The sequence below is a fragment of the Pseudomonas sp. LBUM1661 genome (assembly GCF_059695925.1).
In genome coordinates, this window is sequence record NZ_CP166794.1 from 1 (window position 1) to 14,777 (window position 14,777).

The window sequence follows — 14,777 nt, forward strand, 5'->3', positions numbered from 1 at the left end:
GTGTCAGTGGAACTTTGGCAGCAGTGCGTGGAGCTTTTGCGCGATGAGCTGCCTGCCCAACAATTCAACACTTGGATCCGTCCACTACAGGTCGAAGCCGAAGGCGACGAGTTGCGTGTCTACGCACCGAATCGTTTTGTTCTCGACTGGGTCAACGAAAAGTACCTGGGGCGCGTCCTTGAACTGCTCGATGAGCACGGCAATGGCATGGCGCCGGCGCTGTCCTTATTAATAGGCAGCAAGCGCAGTTCGGCACCCCGTGCCGCCCCCAATGCTCCGTTGGCCGCCGCTGCGTCCCAGGCTCAGGCTGCTCAAGCACCGGTCAACGCTCCGGCGCCAATTCCGACAGCTGCGCCGACCAAGCGTGCGACACAAAAAGTCGCCGAGGTCAGCGAAGAGCCGTCCCGCGACAGCTTCGACCCAATGGCCGGCGCCAGTTCGCAACAGGCTCCGGTTCGCGCCGAACAGCGCACCGTGCAGGTTGAAGGCGCGCTCAAGCACACCAGTTACCTGAACCGCACCTTCACCTTCGAGAATTTCGTCGAGGGTAAGTCCAACCAATTGGCCCGGGCTGCGGCCTGGCAGGTGGCGGACAACCCCAAGCACGGTTACAACCCGCTCTTCCTTTATGGTGGCGTCGGCTTGGGTAAAACCCACTTGATGCACGCGGTGGGTAACCACCTATTGAAGAAGAACCCGAATGCCAAGGTCGTGTACCTGCATTCCGAGCGTTTCGTGGCCGACATGGTCAAGGCGCTGCAACTGAATGCCATCAATGAATTCAAGCGCTTCTACCGTTCGGTGGATGCGTTGCTGATCGATGACATTCAGTTCTTCGCCCGTAAGGAACGTTCCCAGGAAGAATTTTTCCACACCTTCAACGCTCTGCTTGAAGGTGGCCAGCAGGTCATTCTCACGAGTGACCGCTATCCGAAAGAAATCGAAGGCCTTGAAGAGCGCCTCAAATCCCGCTTTGGCTGGGGCCTGACGGTTGCCGTCGAGCCGCCGGAGCTGGAAACCCGCGTGGCGATCCTGATGAAAAAGGCCGACCAGGCCAAAGTCGATCTGCCACACGATGCGGCGTTCTTCATCGCCCAGCGCATTCGCTCCAACGTCCGTGAGCTGGAAGGCGCGCTTAAACGCGTGATCGCCCACTCGCACTTCATGGGCCGCGACATCACCATCGAGCTGATTCGCGAATCCCTGAAAGACTTGTTGGCGCTGCAAGATAAACTGGTCTCTGTGGATAACATTCAGCGCACGGTCGCCGAGTACTACAAGATCAAGATCTCAGACCTGCTGTCCAAGCGTCGTTCACGCTCGGTAGCTCGGCCGCGTCAGGTGGCCATGGCGTTGTCCAAAGAGCTGACCAACCACAGCCTGCCGGAAATCGGCGATGTGTTTGGCGGCCGCGACCATACGACTGTGTTGCACGCTTGCCGCAAGATCAATGAACTTAAGGAATCCGACGCGGACATCCGCGAGGACTACAAGAACCTGCTGCGTACACTGACCACTTGATGAACACCAGCGCAGCTTTTAAGGCAAGGGACTAGACCATGCATTTCACCATTCAACGCGAAGCCCTGTTGAAACCCCTGCAACTGGTCGCAGGCGTCGTCGAGCGCCGACAGACCTTGCCGGTGCTCTCCAACGTGCTGCTGGTTGTCGAAGGCCAGCAATTGTCGCTGACCGGTACCGACCTGGAAGTCGAGCTGGTCGGTCGTGTGCAACTAGAAGAGCCGGCTGATCCAGGTTCCATCACCGTGCCTGCGCGCAAGCTGATGGACATCTGCAAGAGCCTGCCAAACGATGCCCTGATCGACATCAAGGTTGATGAGCAGAAGCTCGTGGTGAAGGCTGGCCGTAGCCGCTTCACCCTGTCGACCTTGCCGGCCAATGATTTTCCGACCGTGGAAGAAGGCCCTGGCTCGCTGACGTGCAGCCTGGAACAAAGCAAACTGCGTCGTCTGATCGAACGCACCAGCTTCGCCATGGCTCAGCAGGACGTGCGTTACTACCTGAACGGTATGCTGCTGGAAGTCTCTGCCGGCATCATCCGCGCCGTGGCCACCGACGGTCACCGCCTGGCCATGTGCTCGATGCAGGCCGATATCGGTCAGCCGGATCGTCACCAGGTGATCGTGCCGCGCAAAGGTATTCTTGAACTGGCGCGCCTGCTGACCGAACCCGACGGCCTCGTCAGCATCGTTCTGGGTCAGCACCACATCCGTGCTACCACTGGCGAGTTCACCTTCACCTCGAAACTGGTCGACGGAAAATTCCCTGACTACGAGCGCGTTCTGCCTAAAGGCGGCGACAAGCTGGTGCTCGGTGATCGTCAGGCGCTGCGTGAAGCGTTCAGCCGTACCGCGATTCTGTCTAACGAGAAGTACCGCGGTATCCGTCTGCAACTGGCCAACGGTCAGCTGAAGATCCAGGCGAACAACCCTGAGCAGGAAGAAGCGGAAGAAGAAGTGGGCGTTGAGTACAACGGCGGCTCCCTGGAAATCGGCTTCAACGTGAGCTATCTGCTCGATGTGCTGGGCGTGATGACCACTGAGCAGGTTCGCTTGATCCTGTCCGACTCCAACAGCAGCGCGCTGGTGCAAGAGTCCGACAACGACGACTCGGCCTACGTTGTCATGCCGATGCGTCTGTAATCATGTTCAGCAGAAGCTAGATGTCCTTAAGTCGCGTCTCGGTCACCGCGGTGCGCAATCTGCACCCGGTGACCTTCTCCCCCTCCCCCCGAATCAATATTCTTTACGGCGCCAACGGCAGCGGCAAAACCAGTGTTCTGGAAGCCATTCACCTGCTGGGGCTTGCCCGTTCGTTTCGTAGCAGCCGTCTATTACCGGTGATTCAGTACGAGCAGTTGGCGTGCACGGTGTTTGGTCAGGTCGAATTGGCAGAGGGCGGGCACAGCGCGCTGGGGATATCTCGGGACCGTCAGGGCGAGTTCCAGATCCGCATCGACGGGCAGAACGCCCGTAGCGCTGCGCAGCTGGCAGAGATCCTGCCGTTGCAGCTGATCAACCCCGACAGCTTCCGGCTGTTGGAGGGGGCGCCGAAGATTCGCAGGCAGTTTCTCGACTGGGGCGTGTTCCACGTGGAACCGCGATTCATGTCCACCTGGCAGCGCTTGCAGAAGGCCCTGCGCCAGAGAAACTCTTGGCTGCGGCATGGTACACTTGACGCCGTTTCGCAAGCGGTTTGGGACAGGGAACTGTGCCAGGCCAGCGCTGAAATTGATGAATACCGCCGCGCTTACATCAAAGCCTTGAAACCAGTCTTTGAACAGACCTTGAGCGAACTGGTTGAGCTCGAGGGCTTGACGCTCAGCTATTACCGAGGCTGGGACAAAGACCGCGAGCTGAGTGCTGTACTCGCCGGGTCCCTGCAGCGGGATCAGCAAATGGGTCATACCCAGGCCGGACCACAACGCGCTGATTTGCGTCTTAGATTGGGCGCTCATAACGCCGCGGACATCTTGTCCCGGGGTCAGCAGAAGTTGGTGGTTTGTGCATTGCGGATAGCCCAAGGGCACTTGGTCAGCCAGGCCCGACGCGGCCAGTGTATTTATCTGGTGGATGACTTGCCGTCCGAACTGGACGAGCAACACCGCCGTGCGCTTTGCCGCTTGCTGGAAGACTTACGCTGCCAGGTGTTTATCACCTGTGTAGATCACGAATTATTGAGGGAAGGCTGGCAGACGGAAACGCCAGTCGCTCTGTTCCACGTGGAACAGGGCCGTATCACCCAGACCCACGACCATCGGGAGTGAAGGCATTGAGCGAAGAAAATACGTACGACTCAACGAGCATTAAAGTGCTGAAAGGCCTGGATGCCGTACGCAAACGTCCCGGTATGTACATTGGTGACACCGACGATGGCAGCGGTCTCCACCACATGGTGTTCGAAGTGGTCGATAACTCGATCGACGAAGCTCTCGCCGGCCACTGCGACGACATCAGCATCATTATCCACCCGGACGAATCCATCACCGTGCGCGACAACGGTCGTGGCATCCCGGTAGACGTGCACAAAGAAGAAGGCGTTTCGGCAGCCGAGGTCATCATGACCGTGCTGCACGCCGGCGGTAAGTTCGACGACAACTCCTACAAGGTTTCCGGCGGCCTGCACGGCGTAGGTGTGTCGGTGGTCAACGCCCTGTCGGAAGAGCTGGTCCTGACCGTTCGCCGCAGCGGCAAGATCTGGGAACAGACCTACATCCACGGTGTTCCGAAAGAACCGATGAAAATCGTCGGTGAAAGCGAGTCCACCGGTACTCAGATCCACTTCAAGCCGTCCGACCTGACCTTCAAGAACATCCACTTCAGCTGGGACATCCTGGCCAAGCGGATTCGCGAACTGTCCTTCCTCAACTCCGGTGTCGGCATCGTCCTCAAGGATGAGCGCAGCGGCAAGGAAGAGCTGTTCAAGTACGAAGGCGGCCTGCGTGCATTCGTTGAATACCTGAACACCAACAAGACGCCGGTCAACCAGGTGTTCCACTTCAACATCCAGCGTGAAGACGGCATAGGCGTGGAAATCGCCCTGCAGTGGAACGACAGCTTCAACGAGAACCTGTTGTGCTTCACCAACAACATTCCACAGCGCGATGGCGGTACTCACCTGGTGGGTTTCCGTTCCGCACTGACGCGTAACCTGAACACCTACATCGAAGCTGAAGGCCTGGCGAAGAAACACAAAGTCGCCACCACCGGTGATGACGCGCGTGAAGGCCTGACTGCGATCATCTCGGTGAAAGTGCCGGATCCGAAGTTCAGTTCCCAGACCAAAGACAAGCTGGTTTCTTCCGAAGTGAAGACCGCGGTCGAACAGGAAATGGGCAAGTACTTCTCCGACTTCCTGCTGGAAAACCCGAACGAAGCCAAACTGGTCGTCGGCAAGATGATCGACGCGGCCCGTGCTCGTGAAGCGGCGCGCAAGGCCCGTGAGATGACCCGCCGCAAAGGCGCGCTGGACATCGCCGGCCTGCCGGGCAAACTGGCTGACTGCCAGGAAAAAGACCCTGCCCTGTCCGAACTGTACCTCGTGGAAGGTGACTCTGCTGGCGGCTCCGCCAAGCAGGGACGCAACCGCCGGACCCAGGCCATCCTGCCGTTGAAGGGCAAGATCCTCAACGTCGAGAAGGCGCGCTTCGACAAGATGATCTCTTCGCAAGAAGTGGGCACCTTGATCACTGCGCTGGGCTGCGGCATCGGCCGTGACGAGTACAACATCGCCAAGCTGCGTTACCACAACATCATCATCATGACCGATGCTGACGTCGACGGTTCGCACATCCGGACCCTGCTGCTGACGTTCTTCTTCCGTCAATTGCCGGAGCTGATCGAGCGCGGCTACATCTACATCGCCCAGCCGCCGTTGTACAAGGTCAAGAAAGGCAAGCAAGAGCAATACATCAAAGACGACGACGCCATGGAAGAGTACATGACGCAGTCGGCCCTGGAAGACGCGAGCCTGCACCTGAACGAGGACGCTCCGGGTATTTCCGGACCTGCCCTTGAGCGCCTGGTGAATGACTTCCGCCTGGTAATGAAGACCCTCAAGCGTCTGTCGCGCCTGTACCCACAGGAACTGACCGAGCACTTCATCTACCTGCCGGCGGTAAGCCTGGAACAACTGTCCGATCACGCAGCAATGCAAGATTGGATGGCTCAGTACGAAGTTCGCCTGCGCACTGTCGAGAAATCCGGCCTGGTCTACAAAGCCAGCCTGCGTGAAGACCGTGAACGTAACGTCTGGCTGCCAGAGGTCGAACTGATCTCCCATGGCCTGTCGAACTACGTCACCTTCAACCGCGACTTCTTCGGCAGCAACGATTACAAGACTGTCGTGTCTCTGGGCGCTCAATTGAGCACCTTGCTGGACGACGGCGCGTACATCCAGCGTGGCGAGCGCAAGAAGCCGGTCACCGAGTTCAAGGAAGCCCTTGAATGGCTGATGGCGGAAAGCACCAAGCGTCACACCATCCAGCGATACAAAGGTCTGGGTGAAATGAACCCGGATCAGCTGTGGGAAACCACCATGGACCCCGCTCAGCGCCGGATGCTCAAAGTGACCATCGAAGACGCCATTGGCGCGGACCAGATCTTCAATACCCTGATGGGTGATGCGGTCGAACCCCGCCGTGACTTCATCGAAAGCAACGCCTTGGCGGTATCTAACCTGGACTTCTGATCCCAGGTCACCGACCAAACAAAAAAGGCCAACGCATTTGCGTTGGCCTTTTTATTTGTCGAAAGAAAAAGATCGCAGCCTTCGATTTTGGTGGTCGAAGTCATGTCCCTGTTTCACTCTCGATTCACTGTGTACATCGATTGAAACAGCCACATTACAGGCATAAAAAAACCGGCTATATCAGCCGGTTTTTTTGCGCCCGAAAAAAACTTATGCACCATTTCCGGAGTTTTATGTGTTTAAGAAATATGTATATAAATCATAAGTTTAAACACAAAAAACGCTACTTTTCGACAAAACGGTACACAGGTTATCCACAGAATCTCAGACAGCCACCTGATCACTGGCAGAAGGGGCTTCAGGAGCAGCCGGCAGCGATCCCATTTCCCGTTGCATCTGCTCGTTCCAGGCTTGCACCCGGTCGTTCAGCTCGGCAATGGCTCGCGGCCCGCTGCCTTCGGCATACATCGGCGCGCCGATGATTACGGTGATGACGCCTTGCTTCTTCGCCCACCCGGTTTTCGGCCAGAACTTGCCAGCATTGTGCGCAATCGGCAGCACGGGTAGTGCGGCGTTGACCGCCAACGCGGTGCCACCGCGTGAGAACTTGCCGATGGTGCCGTAGGGAACGCGCGTACCTTCCGGGAAGATCAGCACCCAGACGCCATCCTTAAGCAGCTCATCGCCCTTCTTGGCCACATGCTTGAGCGCGGCCTTCGGGTTGTCGCGGTCGATGGCGATCGGTCGCAGCATGGCCATGGCCCAGCCGAAGAACGGCACGTAGAGCAGTTCACGCTTGAGCACCTGGCTCAGCGGCTGGAAGTAAGCCGAGAGAAAGAATGTTTCCCAGGTGCTCTGGTGGTTCGACTGAATCACGCAGGGCTGGTCTGGTACGTTCTCGGCGCCTTTGATTTCATAGCTGATGCCCAGAAAGACTTTGCTCAGCCACAAGGCGCAGCGGCACCAGTACACGTTGATGAAGCGATAGCGCGCCTTGAACGGCAGAAAAGGCGCGATAAAAAAGCTCAGGCTGCACCAGAGCAAGGAGGTGGTGCCCAGTAGCAGGTAAAAGAGGAAGGTTCTGATGGCCTGCAATATCGACATGGTGACGGTTACCGTGCGGGCTCTGCCCGTCTATATAAAGCGCACTCCCGATCAATCCTTGGCCAGGAACAATCGAAGCACTCTAATTGTGGATAAGTTCTGCGGCAATCGCCGCCAGATCGTCAAAAATCAAGGTGCCCACCGGTAGGGTCTTGCCCAAAGTCTTTTCGCCTTTCCCGGTCTTTACTAAAACTGGCTGAGAATCGACGGCTTTGGCGGCTTCCAGGTCACCAAGGGTATCGCCGACGAACCATAGATTGGTCAGCGATACGTTGTAATGCGTGGCGATGGTTTTCAACATCCCGGGTTTTGGCTTGCGGCAATCGCAGCCATCGTCCGGCCCGTGTGGGCAATAGACGATCAGCCCGACTTCACCGCCCTGCTCCGCCACAAGCGAACGCAAGCGCTCGTGCATGGCGTCCAGGGTAGCGATGTCGTAATAGCCGCGAGCAATGCCCGACTGGTTGGTAGCCACCGCTACCGTCCAGCCGGCCTTGCTTAACTGCGCGATGGCTGCGATCGAACCGGGGAGCGGAATCCACTCCTCCACCGACTTGATGTAAGCGTCGGAGTCGTAATTGATCACCCCGTCCCGATCGAGAATCAGCAGTTTCAAACAGTCTTACCCCAGCAACGAAATGTCGGCGACGCCGAGGAACAGCCCACGCAGACGCGCCAGCAAGGCATAACGGTTGCCGCGGACTTTGGCATCTTCCGCGTTGACCATCACGGCTTCGAAGAACGCATCCACCGGCTCGCGCAAGGCAGCCAGGCGTGCCAGCGATTCGCTGTACTGACGTGCAGCGGCCATTGGCTGTACAGCCTGGTCCGCCTGCTGGATCGCCGAGTACAGGGAGAACTCGTTGGCGTTGTCGAAGTACTTGGCTTCAACCAGCGTAGGCACAGTGCCTTCGACCTTGCTCAGCAAGTTCGAAACGCGCTTGTTCACGGCGGCCAGGGCAGCGGCTTCCGGCAATCTACGGAAGGCCTCAACCGCTTGCACGCGCTGGTCGAAGTCCAGCGCCGAACCCGGTTTCAGGGCACGCACCGACAGGTACGTCCCGACGTCGACACCTTCGTCTTCGTAACGGGCACGCAGACGGTCGAAGATGAACTCCAGCACCGAGTCGTTCAGGCCGGCCACTTTCACCTTGGTACCGAACGCATTCACGGCGAAAGCCACGGCGTCGTTCAGGTCGAGGTCGAGCTTCTTGTCGATCAGGATGCGCAACACGCCGAGTGCAGCACGGCGCAGGGCGTACGGGTCTTTGCTACCGGTTGGCAGCATGCCGATACCGAAGATGCCGACCAACGTGTCGAGCTTGTCGGCGATGGCCACGGCCGCACCGGTCAGGGTGGTCGGCAGTTCAGCACCGGCACCGCGCGGCATGTACTGCTCGTTCAGCGCCAGTGCGACCTCTTCCGGCTCGCCGTCGTTGAGGGCGTAGTAGTAACCGGCGACACCTTGCATCTCCGGGAACTCACCGACCATCTCGGTCGCCAGGTCGCACTTGGACAGCAGGCCGGCACGGGAAGCCCATGCCGCGTTGCCGCCGATGCGCTGAGCGATGAACGCAGCGAGTTTGGAAACGCGTTCGGCCTTGTCGTAGACGCTGCCGAGTTTTTCCTGGAACACCACGTTTTGCAGGCGCAGGTTGAACTCTTCGAGCTTCTGCTTCTTGTCTTGCTTGAAGAAGAACTCGGCGTCGGTCAGGCGTGGGCGAACCACTTTCTCGTTACCGGCGATGATCTGCTGCGGGTCTTTGCTTTCGATGTTGGCCACGGTAATGAAACGTGGCAGCAACTTGCCGTCGGCATCCAGCAGGCAGAAGTACTTCTGGTTGTCCTGCATGGTGGTGATCAGGGCTTCTTGCGGCACGTCGAGGAAACGCTCTTCGAACGAGCACACCAGCGGCACCGGCCATTCAACCAGCGCGGTCACTTCATCGAGCAAGGCTGGCGGCACGATCGCCGTGCCTTCCTGCATTGTCGCCAATTCTTCGGTGCGCTTGCTGATCAGCTCGCGGCGCTCGTTGGAATCGGCCAATACGTAAGCGGCACGCAGGTCGCTCAGGTAGTTGGCCGGCGAAGTGATGCGCACGCTTTGCGGGTGGTGGAAGCGGTGACCACGGGAATCGCGACCGGCCTTTTGGGCGAGGATTGTGCAATCGATGATCTGGTCACCGAGCAGCATCACCAGCCATTGGGTTGGGCGAACGAATTCTTCTTTGCGAGCGCCCCAGCGCATGCGCTTTGGAATCGGCAGGTCGTTCAGGGAATCTTCGACGATGGTCGGCAGCAGGCTCGCGGTCGGTTTACCGGCGATGCTCTGGCTGTAACGCAGCTTCGGACCGCTCTGATCGATTTCGCTCAGGTCGACGCCGCACTTCTTGGCGAAACCCAATGCCGCTTGAGTCGGGTTGCCATCGGCATCGAACGCGGCCTGACGTGGCGGGCCGTCCAGGTTGATGCTGCGATCCGGCTGCTGAGTCGCCAGATCGGTGATCAGCACAGCCAGACGACGCGGCGCGGCGTAGACGGTTTTGGTCTCGTAGTTCAGGCCAGCCGCTTGCAGACCCTTGTCGATACCGGCAAGAAACGCCTCGGCCAGGGTGTTCAGGGCTTTGGGTGGCAGTTCTTCAGTGCCCAGTTCAACCAGAAAATCCAGAGCACTCATTGTGCAGCCTCCAGCTTGGCCAGTACTTCATCACGCAGGTCCGGGGTCGCCATCGGGAAGCCCAGCTTGGCGCGAGCCAGCAGGTAGGCTTGCGCAACGGAACGCGCCAGGGTGCGCACGCGCAGAATGTATTGCTGACGCGCGGTGACCGAGATCGCCCGGCGCGCATCCAGCAGGTTAAAGGTATGAGAGGCCTTCAACACCATTTCGTAGCTCGGCAACGGCAGCGGCTGGTCGAGTTCGATCAGGCGCTTGGCTTCGCTTTCGTAGAAATCGAACAATTCGAACAGCTTCTCGACGTTGGCGTGTTCGAAGTTGTAGGTCGACTGCTCCACTTCGTTCTGGTGGAACACGTCGCCGTAGGTCACTTTGCCCATCGGACCGTCAGCCCAGACCAGGTCGTAGACCGAGTCCACGCCTTGCAGGTACATGGCCAGACGCTCGAGACCGTAAGTGATCTCGCCGGTCACCGGATAGCACTCGATGCCACCCGCTTGCTGGAAGTAAGTGAACTGCGTCACTTCCATGCCGTTGAGCCAGACTTCCCAGCCCAGGCCCCAGGCGCCGAGGGTCGGCGATTCCCAGTTGTCTTCGACGAAGCGGATGTCGTGGACCAACGGGTCCAGGCCGACATGCTTCAAGGAGCCGAGGTACAGCTCCTGGAAGTTGTCCGGGTTCGGTTTCAGGACGACCTGGAACTGGTAGTAGTGCTGCAGACGGTTCGGGTTTTCGCCGTAGCGGCCGTCAGTCGGGCGACGACTGGGCTGCACATAAGCGGCGTTCCAGGTTTCCGGGCCAATGGCGCGCAGGAATGTAGCAGTGTGGAAAGTGCCGGCGCCTACTTCCATATCGTAGGGCTGAAGTACCACACAACCTTGCTCGGCCCAGTATTGCTGGAGGGCGAGGATCAAGTCTTGGAAGGTACGCACGGCTGGCGTAGGCTGGCTCACGAAATTCACCTGTTTCTTGGGCTGCGATTTAAAGAGCGGGAGTATACCCGATTCGGTCCTGCGCACGCCCCCTGGAGCCTTATGCCACGCTGCTTTTGGTGTTCCGAAGATCCGCTGTACATGGCTTATCACGATCAGGAGTGGGGCACGCCGCTACGCGATGCGCAGGGATTGTTCGAGTTGCTTTTGCTCGAAGGGTTCCAGGCCGGCCTTTCCTGGATCACCGTGCTGCGTAAACGCGAGCGCTATCGCGAGGTGATGTTCGGCTTCGACGTGCAGCGCGTGGCGCAGATGAGCGACGCGGAAATCGACGAATTGATGCTCGATCCGGGCATTATTCGCAATCGCCTTAAACTCAACGCGGCCCGACGCAATGCCCAGGCCTGGCTGGCGCTGGAGGATCCTGTGGAGTTTCTCTGGTCCTTCGTCGGCGGCAAGCCGGTGATCAATCATTTCAAGGATCGCACTGAAGTACCGGCCGTGACGCCGGTCGCCGTGGAGATGAGCAAAGGCCTGAAAAAGGCCGGTTTCACCTTCGTCGGCCCGACCATTTGCTACGCGCTGATGCAGGCTTCGGGCATGGTCATGGACCACACCCGGGATTGCGATCGCTACGCGGTGCTGGCGAACGGCGGTTAGAATGGCCGCCTCGCACACAGCACAAGATCAGGAGTGACCTGTGGATAAGTTTAAAGGCGCCTTGCTGGTAGGCGCTCTGCGGTTGTTTGCCCTGCTTCCGTGGCGGGCAGTGCAAGCCGTGGGTTCGTTCATCGGTTGGGTCATGTGGAAAACCCCCAACCGTTCCCGCGATGTGGTGCGGATCAATCTTGCCAAGTGCTTCCCCGACATGGACCCGGCTGAACGGGAGCGCCTGGTGGGCCAGAGCCTGAAAGACATCGGCAAGTCCCTGACCGAAAGCGCCTGCGCCTGGATCTGGCCGGCTCAGCGTTCCATCGACCTGGTGCGCGAAGTCGAAGGGCTCGATGTGCTGAAGGAGGCGTTGGCGTCTGGTAAAGGCGTCGTCGGTATCACCAGCCATCTGGGCAACTGGGAAGTGCTTAACCACTTTTATTGCAGCCAGTGCAAACCGATCATTTTTTATCGTCCGCCGAAATTGAAGGCGGTGGACGATTTGCTGCGCAAGCAGCGCGTACAGCTGGGTAACAAGGTCGCCGCGTCCACCAAGGAAGGCATCCTCAGCGTGATCAAGGAAGTGCGCAAAGGTGGTGCAGTGGGCATCCCCGCTGACCCGGAACCGTCCGAGTCCGCCGGGATTTTCGTGCCGTTCTTCGCCACTCAGGCGCTCACCAGCAAATTCGTACCGAACATGCTCGCGGGTGGCAAAGCAGTCGGCGTGTTCCTGCATGCCCTGCGTCTGCCGGACGGTTCAGGCTACAAAGTGATACTCGAAGCTGCGCCAGAGGCCATGTACAGCACGGATACCGAAACGTCCTGTGCGGCCATGAGCCAGGTGGTCGAGCGCTATGTGCGGGCGTATCCGAGCCAGTACATGTGGAGCATGAAGCGCTTCAAGAAGCGTCCACCCGGCGAAGAGCGCTGGTACTAATTGGCACGATCTGTGGATAACCAGAACTTTTAGGCGCGAGGCTTGCCCGCGAAGGCGATTTTCAATCCAACATCAATGTTGAATTTAATGGCCTCTTCGCGGGCAAGCCTCGCTCCTACAGAAGCAGTTATCCACAACAGGTTCATACAAGGGCGCACGAAGATGTCCGAACAGCGCAAATCATTCCGCATCAAGATCAGCCACGAAAGCTTCGGCGAGTGCCTGGGCCAGACGCGTAACCTTTCGGCCACAGGCGTCTACGTCAAGCATCCGCGCTTGTCGGCGTTGCCCACAGGCGCGGTGGTTTATGGTCAGGTGCAGGACTTACCCACAGGCGCGCCGCGTGTGCGCATGGAAGTGGTGCTGGTGGATGCCGAAGGCATTGGCTTGCGCTATCTCTGATCAGTGCGCCTGACGCTCGAGCTTCTTCAGAAACACCGTCATTTCCTTCTCCGCCTGCTTGTCGCCATGGGCACGGGCAGCTTCCAGTCCCTGCTCCCACGCCTGACGCGCGGCCGCAAAGTCCGCCAGCGCCAGATGCGCCTTGCCCAACAGCTTCCAGGCCGCCGAATACTTCGGATCGAATTCGACGCAGCGCTGGAAATGCTCGGCCGCCTTGGCGTTTTCTCCCAAGTCCAGGTACCCCTTGCCGAGACCGAAGCGCAGCAGTGAGTTATCCACACCCTTGGCGAGCATTTTTTCCAGGGATTCGATCAAGGTGGATTCCTCATTGAAGTTTTTCAGGGATGCCTATGTGTTTTGAAATCGCTTCGCGGGCAAGCCCGCTCCCACAGTGTTTTGCAGTGAACCCCCATCATGATTAGGGCCGAGATTCCTGTGGGAGCGGGCTTGCCCGCGAAGAGGCCAGACCAGCCACCGCCTTTTCCAGGATCAGAAAAAGCTAAGCCCCACATGGAACAACTTCTCCACATCGCGAATATGCTTTTTATCCACAAGGAACAGAATCACATGGTCGCCCGCCGCGATCACCGTGTCGTCATGCGCGATGATCACTTCTTCATCACGGATAATCGCGCCAATGGTCGTACCCGGCGGCAGGCCGATGTTCTCAATGGCCTTGCCGATCACTTTGCTCGACTTCGCATCACCATGCGCAATCGCCTCGATGGCCTCCGCCGCGCCACGGCGCAGCGAGTGCACGCTGACAATATCGCCACGGCGCACGTGGGCCAACAAGGTGCCGATGGTCGCCAACTGCGGGCTGATGGCGATGTCGATATCGCCGCCCTGAATCAAATCGACGTAGGCCGGGTTGTTGATGATCGTCATCACCTTCTTCGCGCCCAGGCGCTTGGCCAGCAGCGAGGACATGATGTTGGCTTCGTCGTCGTTGGTCAGGGCCAGGAACAGGTCGGCGTCGGCGATGTTCTCCTCCAGCAGCAGATCCCGGTCCGACGCGCTGCCCTGCAGGACCACGGTGCTGTCGAGGTTATCCGAGAGATGACGGCAGCGCGCCGGGTTCATCTCGATGATCTTCACCTGGTAACGGCTCTCGATGGCCTCGGCCAATCGCTCACCAATCTGCCCGCCCCCGGCAATGACAATGCGTTTGTAGGTTTCGTCCAAGCGGCGCATTTCACTCATGACCGCACGAATATTCGCCTTGGCGGCGATGAAAAAGACTTCGTCGTCGGCCTCGATCACCGTATCGCCCTGGGGCAGGATCGGCCGGTCACGCCGGAAAATCGCCGCGACGCGGGTTTCGACATTCGGCATGTGTTCGCGCAACTGACGCAGTTGCTGGCCCACCAACGGCCCGCCGTAGTAGGCCTTCACCGCGACCAATTGGGCTTTGCCTTCAGCGAAGTCAATCACCTGCAACGCGCCCGGATGCTCGATCAGGCGCTTGATGTAGTTAGTGACCACCTGTTCCGGGCTGATCAGCACGTCCACCGGGATCGCTTCATTGTTGAACAGCCCGCCGCGTGTCAGATAAGCGGCTTCGCGGACCCGAGCAATTTTGGTCGGCGTGTGGAACAGCGTGTGGGCAACCTGGCAGGCGACCATGTTGGTCTCGTCGCTGTTGGTCACCGCCACTAACATGTCGGCATCGTCCGCGCCGGCCTGACGCAACACCGTCGGAAACGAGCCGCGGCCCTGCACCGTGCGAATGTCCAGCCGATCGCCGAGGTCGCGCAAGCGTTCGCCATCGGTGTCGACCACCGTGATGTCGTTGGCCTCGCTGGCCAAGTGTTCTGCCAGCGAACCGCCGACCTGCCCCGCACCGAGGATGATGATTTTCATCCAG

The 14,777-nt window shown here is 58.9% G+C and carries 13 protein-coding genes; 7 read left to right on the forward strand and 6 right to left on the reverse strand.

Translation table 11 applies throughout. The features are described 5' to 3' along the window. Genes dnaA through gyrB form a run of 4 tightly spaced genes read left to right on the forward strand, consistent with a single transcriptional unit; the run spans position 1 to position 6,210 of the window. Positions 1–1,521 carry a chromosomal replication initiator protein DnaA gene (gene dnaA / locus ACA057_RS00005; protein ID WP_497344953.1) on the forward strand — a complete coding sequence of 507 codons (1,521 nt, stop codon included), beginning with the start codon at positions 1–3 and terminating at the stop codon, positions 1,519–1,521. A gap of 38 nt (positions 1,522–1,559) precedes the next feature. After that, positions 1,560–2,663: a DNA polymerase III subunit beta gene (gene dnaN, locus ACA057_RS00010; RefSeq protein ID WP_059403761.1), complete on the forward strand. Its 1,104-nt coding sequence runs from the start codon at positions 1,560–1,562 to the stop codon at positions 2,661–2,663. 20 nt (positions 2,664–2,683) lie between these two features. Next, positions 2,684–3,787: a DNA replication/repair protein RecF gene (gene recF, locus ACA057_RS00015; protein WP_123515478.1), complete on the forward strand. Its 1,104-nt coding sequence runs from the start codon at positions 2,684–2,686 to the stop codon at positions 3,785–3,787. Between the two features lie 5 nt (positions 3,788–3,792). Next, positions 3,793–6,210, forward strand: a complete 2,418-nt coding sequence (gyrB, locus tag ACA057_RS00020) for a DNA topoisomerase (ATP-hydrolyzing) subunit B (RefSeq protein ID WP_059403954.1) — start codon at positions 3,793–3,795, stop codon at positions 6,208–6,210. Between the two features lie 324 nt (positions 6,211–6,534). Here gyrB and ACA057_RS00025 read toward each other — a convergent pair whose 3' ends face one another. The 4 genes from ACA057_RS00025 to glyQ form a co-directional block, all read right to left on the reverse strand. Further along, positions 6,535–7,314, reverse strand: coding sequence for a lysophospholipid acyltransferase family protein (locus ACA057_RS00025; protein WP_497344956.1), 780 nt, complete (start codon positions 7,312–7,314; stop codon positions 6,535–6,537). 82 nt (positions 7,315–7,396) lie between these two features. Further along, positions 7,397–7,930 (reverse strand): D-glycero-beta-D-manno-heptose 1,7-bisphosphate 7-phosphatase, encoded by a 534-nt coding sequence (gene gmhB / locus ACA057_RS00030; RefSeq protein WP_497344958.1) that lies wholly within the window; start codon positions 7,928–7,930, stop codon positions 7,397–7,399. A 6-nt stretch (positions 7,931–7,936) separates the two neighbouring features. Then, on the reverse strand, positions 7,937–9,991 hold the full coding sequence (gene glyS / locus ACA057_RS00035; RefSeq protein ID WP_497344960.1) for a glycine--tRNA ligase subunit beta: 2,055 nt from the start codon (positions 9,989–9,991) through the stop codon (positions 7,937–7,939). Next, positions 9,988–10,941, reverse strand: coding sequence for a glycine--tRNA ligase subunit alpha (gene glyQ, locus ACA057_RS00040; protein WP_008155694.1), 954 nt, complete (start codon positions 10,939–10,941; stop codon positions 9,988–9,990). Before glyQ ends, glyS begins: the two co-directional genes overlap by 4 nt. Positions 10,942–11,022: 81 nt before the next feature. Here glyQ and tag point away from each other — a divergent pair, with 81 nt between their 5' ends. The 3 genes from tag (at position 11,023) to ACA057_RS00055 (ending at position 12,910) form a co-directional block, all read left to right on the forward strand. Next, a complete protein-coding gene (tag, locus tag ACA057_RS00045; RefSeq protein ID WP_059403757.1) occupies positions 11,023–11,580 on the forward strand; it encodes a DNA-3-methyladenine glycosylase I in 558 nt (185 codons plus the stop codon). 40 nt (positions 11,581–11,620) lie between these two features. Then, positions 11,621–12,508: a lysophospholipid acyltransferase gene (locus ACA057_RS00050; RefSeq protein ID WP_497344962.1), complete on the forward strand. Its 888-nt coding sequence runs from the start codon at positions 11,621–11,623 to the stop codon at positions 12,506–12,508. Positions 12,509–12,670: 162 nt separating this feature from the next. Beyond that, positions 12,671–12,910 (forward strand): PilZ domain-containing protein, encoded by a 240-nt coding sequence (locus tag ACA057_RS00055; protein WP_497344964.1) that lies wholly within the window; start codon positions 12,671–12,673, stop codon positions 12,908–12,910. Here ACA057_RS00055 and ACA057_RS00060 read toward each other — a convergent pair whose 3' ends face one another. Both ACA057_RS00060 and trkA read right to left on the reverse strand, forming a co-directional pair. Further along, positions 12,911–13,204: a tetratricopeptide repeat protein gene (locus ACA057_RS00060; protein ID WP_497350064.1), complete on the reverse strand. Its 294-nt coding sequence runs from the start codon at positions 13,202–13,204 to the stop codon at positions 12,911–12,913. A 195-nt stretch (positions 13,205–13,399) separates the two neighbouring features. Continuing rightward, positions 13,400–14,773, reverse strand: coding sequence for a Trk system potassium transporter TrkA (gene trkA, locus ACA057_RS00065; protein ID WP_401360325.1), 1,374 nt, complete (start codon positions 14,771–14,773; stop codon positions 13,400–13,402). Positions 14,774–14,777: the final 4 nt, after the last annotated feature.

Excerpts from the sequence above, each read along its gene's own strand:
- recF (WP_123515478.1), top strand. The coding sequence starts at position 2,684 with ATGTCCTTAAGTCGCGTCTCGGTCACCGCGGTGCGCAATCTGCACCCG.
- tag (WP_059403757.1), top strand. The coding sequence starts at position 11,023 with ATGCCACGCTGCTTTTGGTGTTCCGAAGATCCGCTGTACATGGCTTAT.
- ACA057_RS00025 (WP_497344956.1), bottom strand. The coding sequence starts at position 7,314 with ATGTCGATATTGCAGGCCATCAGAACCTTCCTCTTTTACCTGCTACTG.
- trkA (WP_401360325.1), bottom strand. The coding sequence starts at position 14,773 with ATGAAAATCATCATCCTCGGTGCGGGGCAGGTCGGCGGTTCGCTGGCA.
- ACA057_RS00055 (WP_497344964.1), top strand. The coding sequence starts at position 12,671 with ATGTCCGAACAGCGCAAATCATTCCGCATCAAGATCAGCCACGAAAGC.
- ACA057_RS00060 (WP_497350064.1), bottom strand. The coding sequence starts at position 13,204 with ATGCTCGCCAAGGGTGTGGATAACTCACTGCTGCGCTTCGGTCTCGGC.
- dnaN (WP_059403761.1), top strand. The coding sequence starts at position 1,560 with ATGCATTTCACCATTCAACGCGAAGCCCTGTTGAAACCCCTGCAACTG.
- glyS (WP_497344960.1), bottom strand. The coding sequence starts at position 9,991 with ATGAGTGCTCTGGATTTTCTGGTTGAACTGGGCACTGAAGAACTGCCA.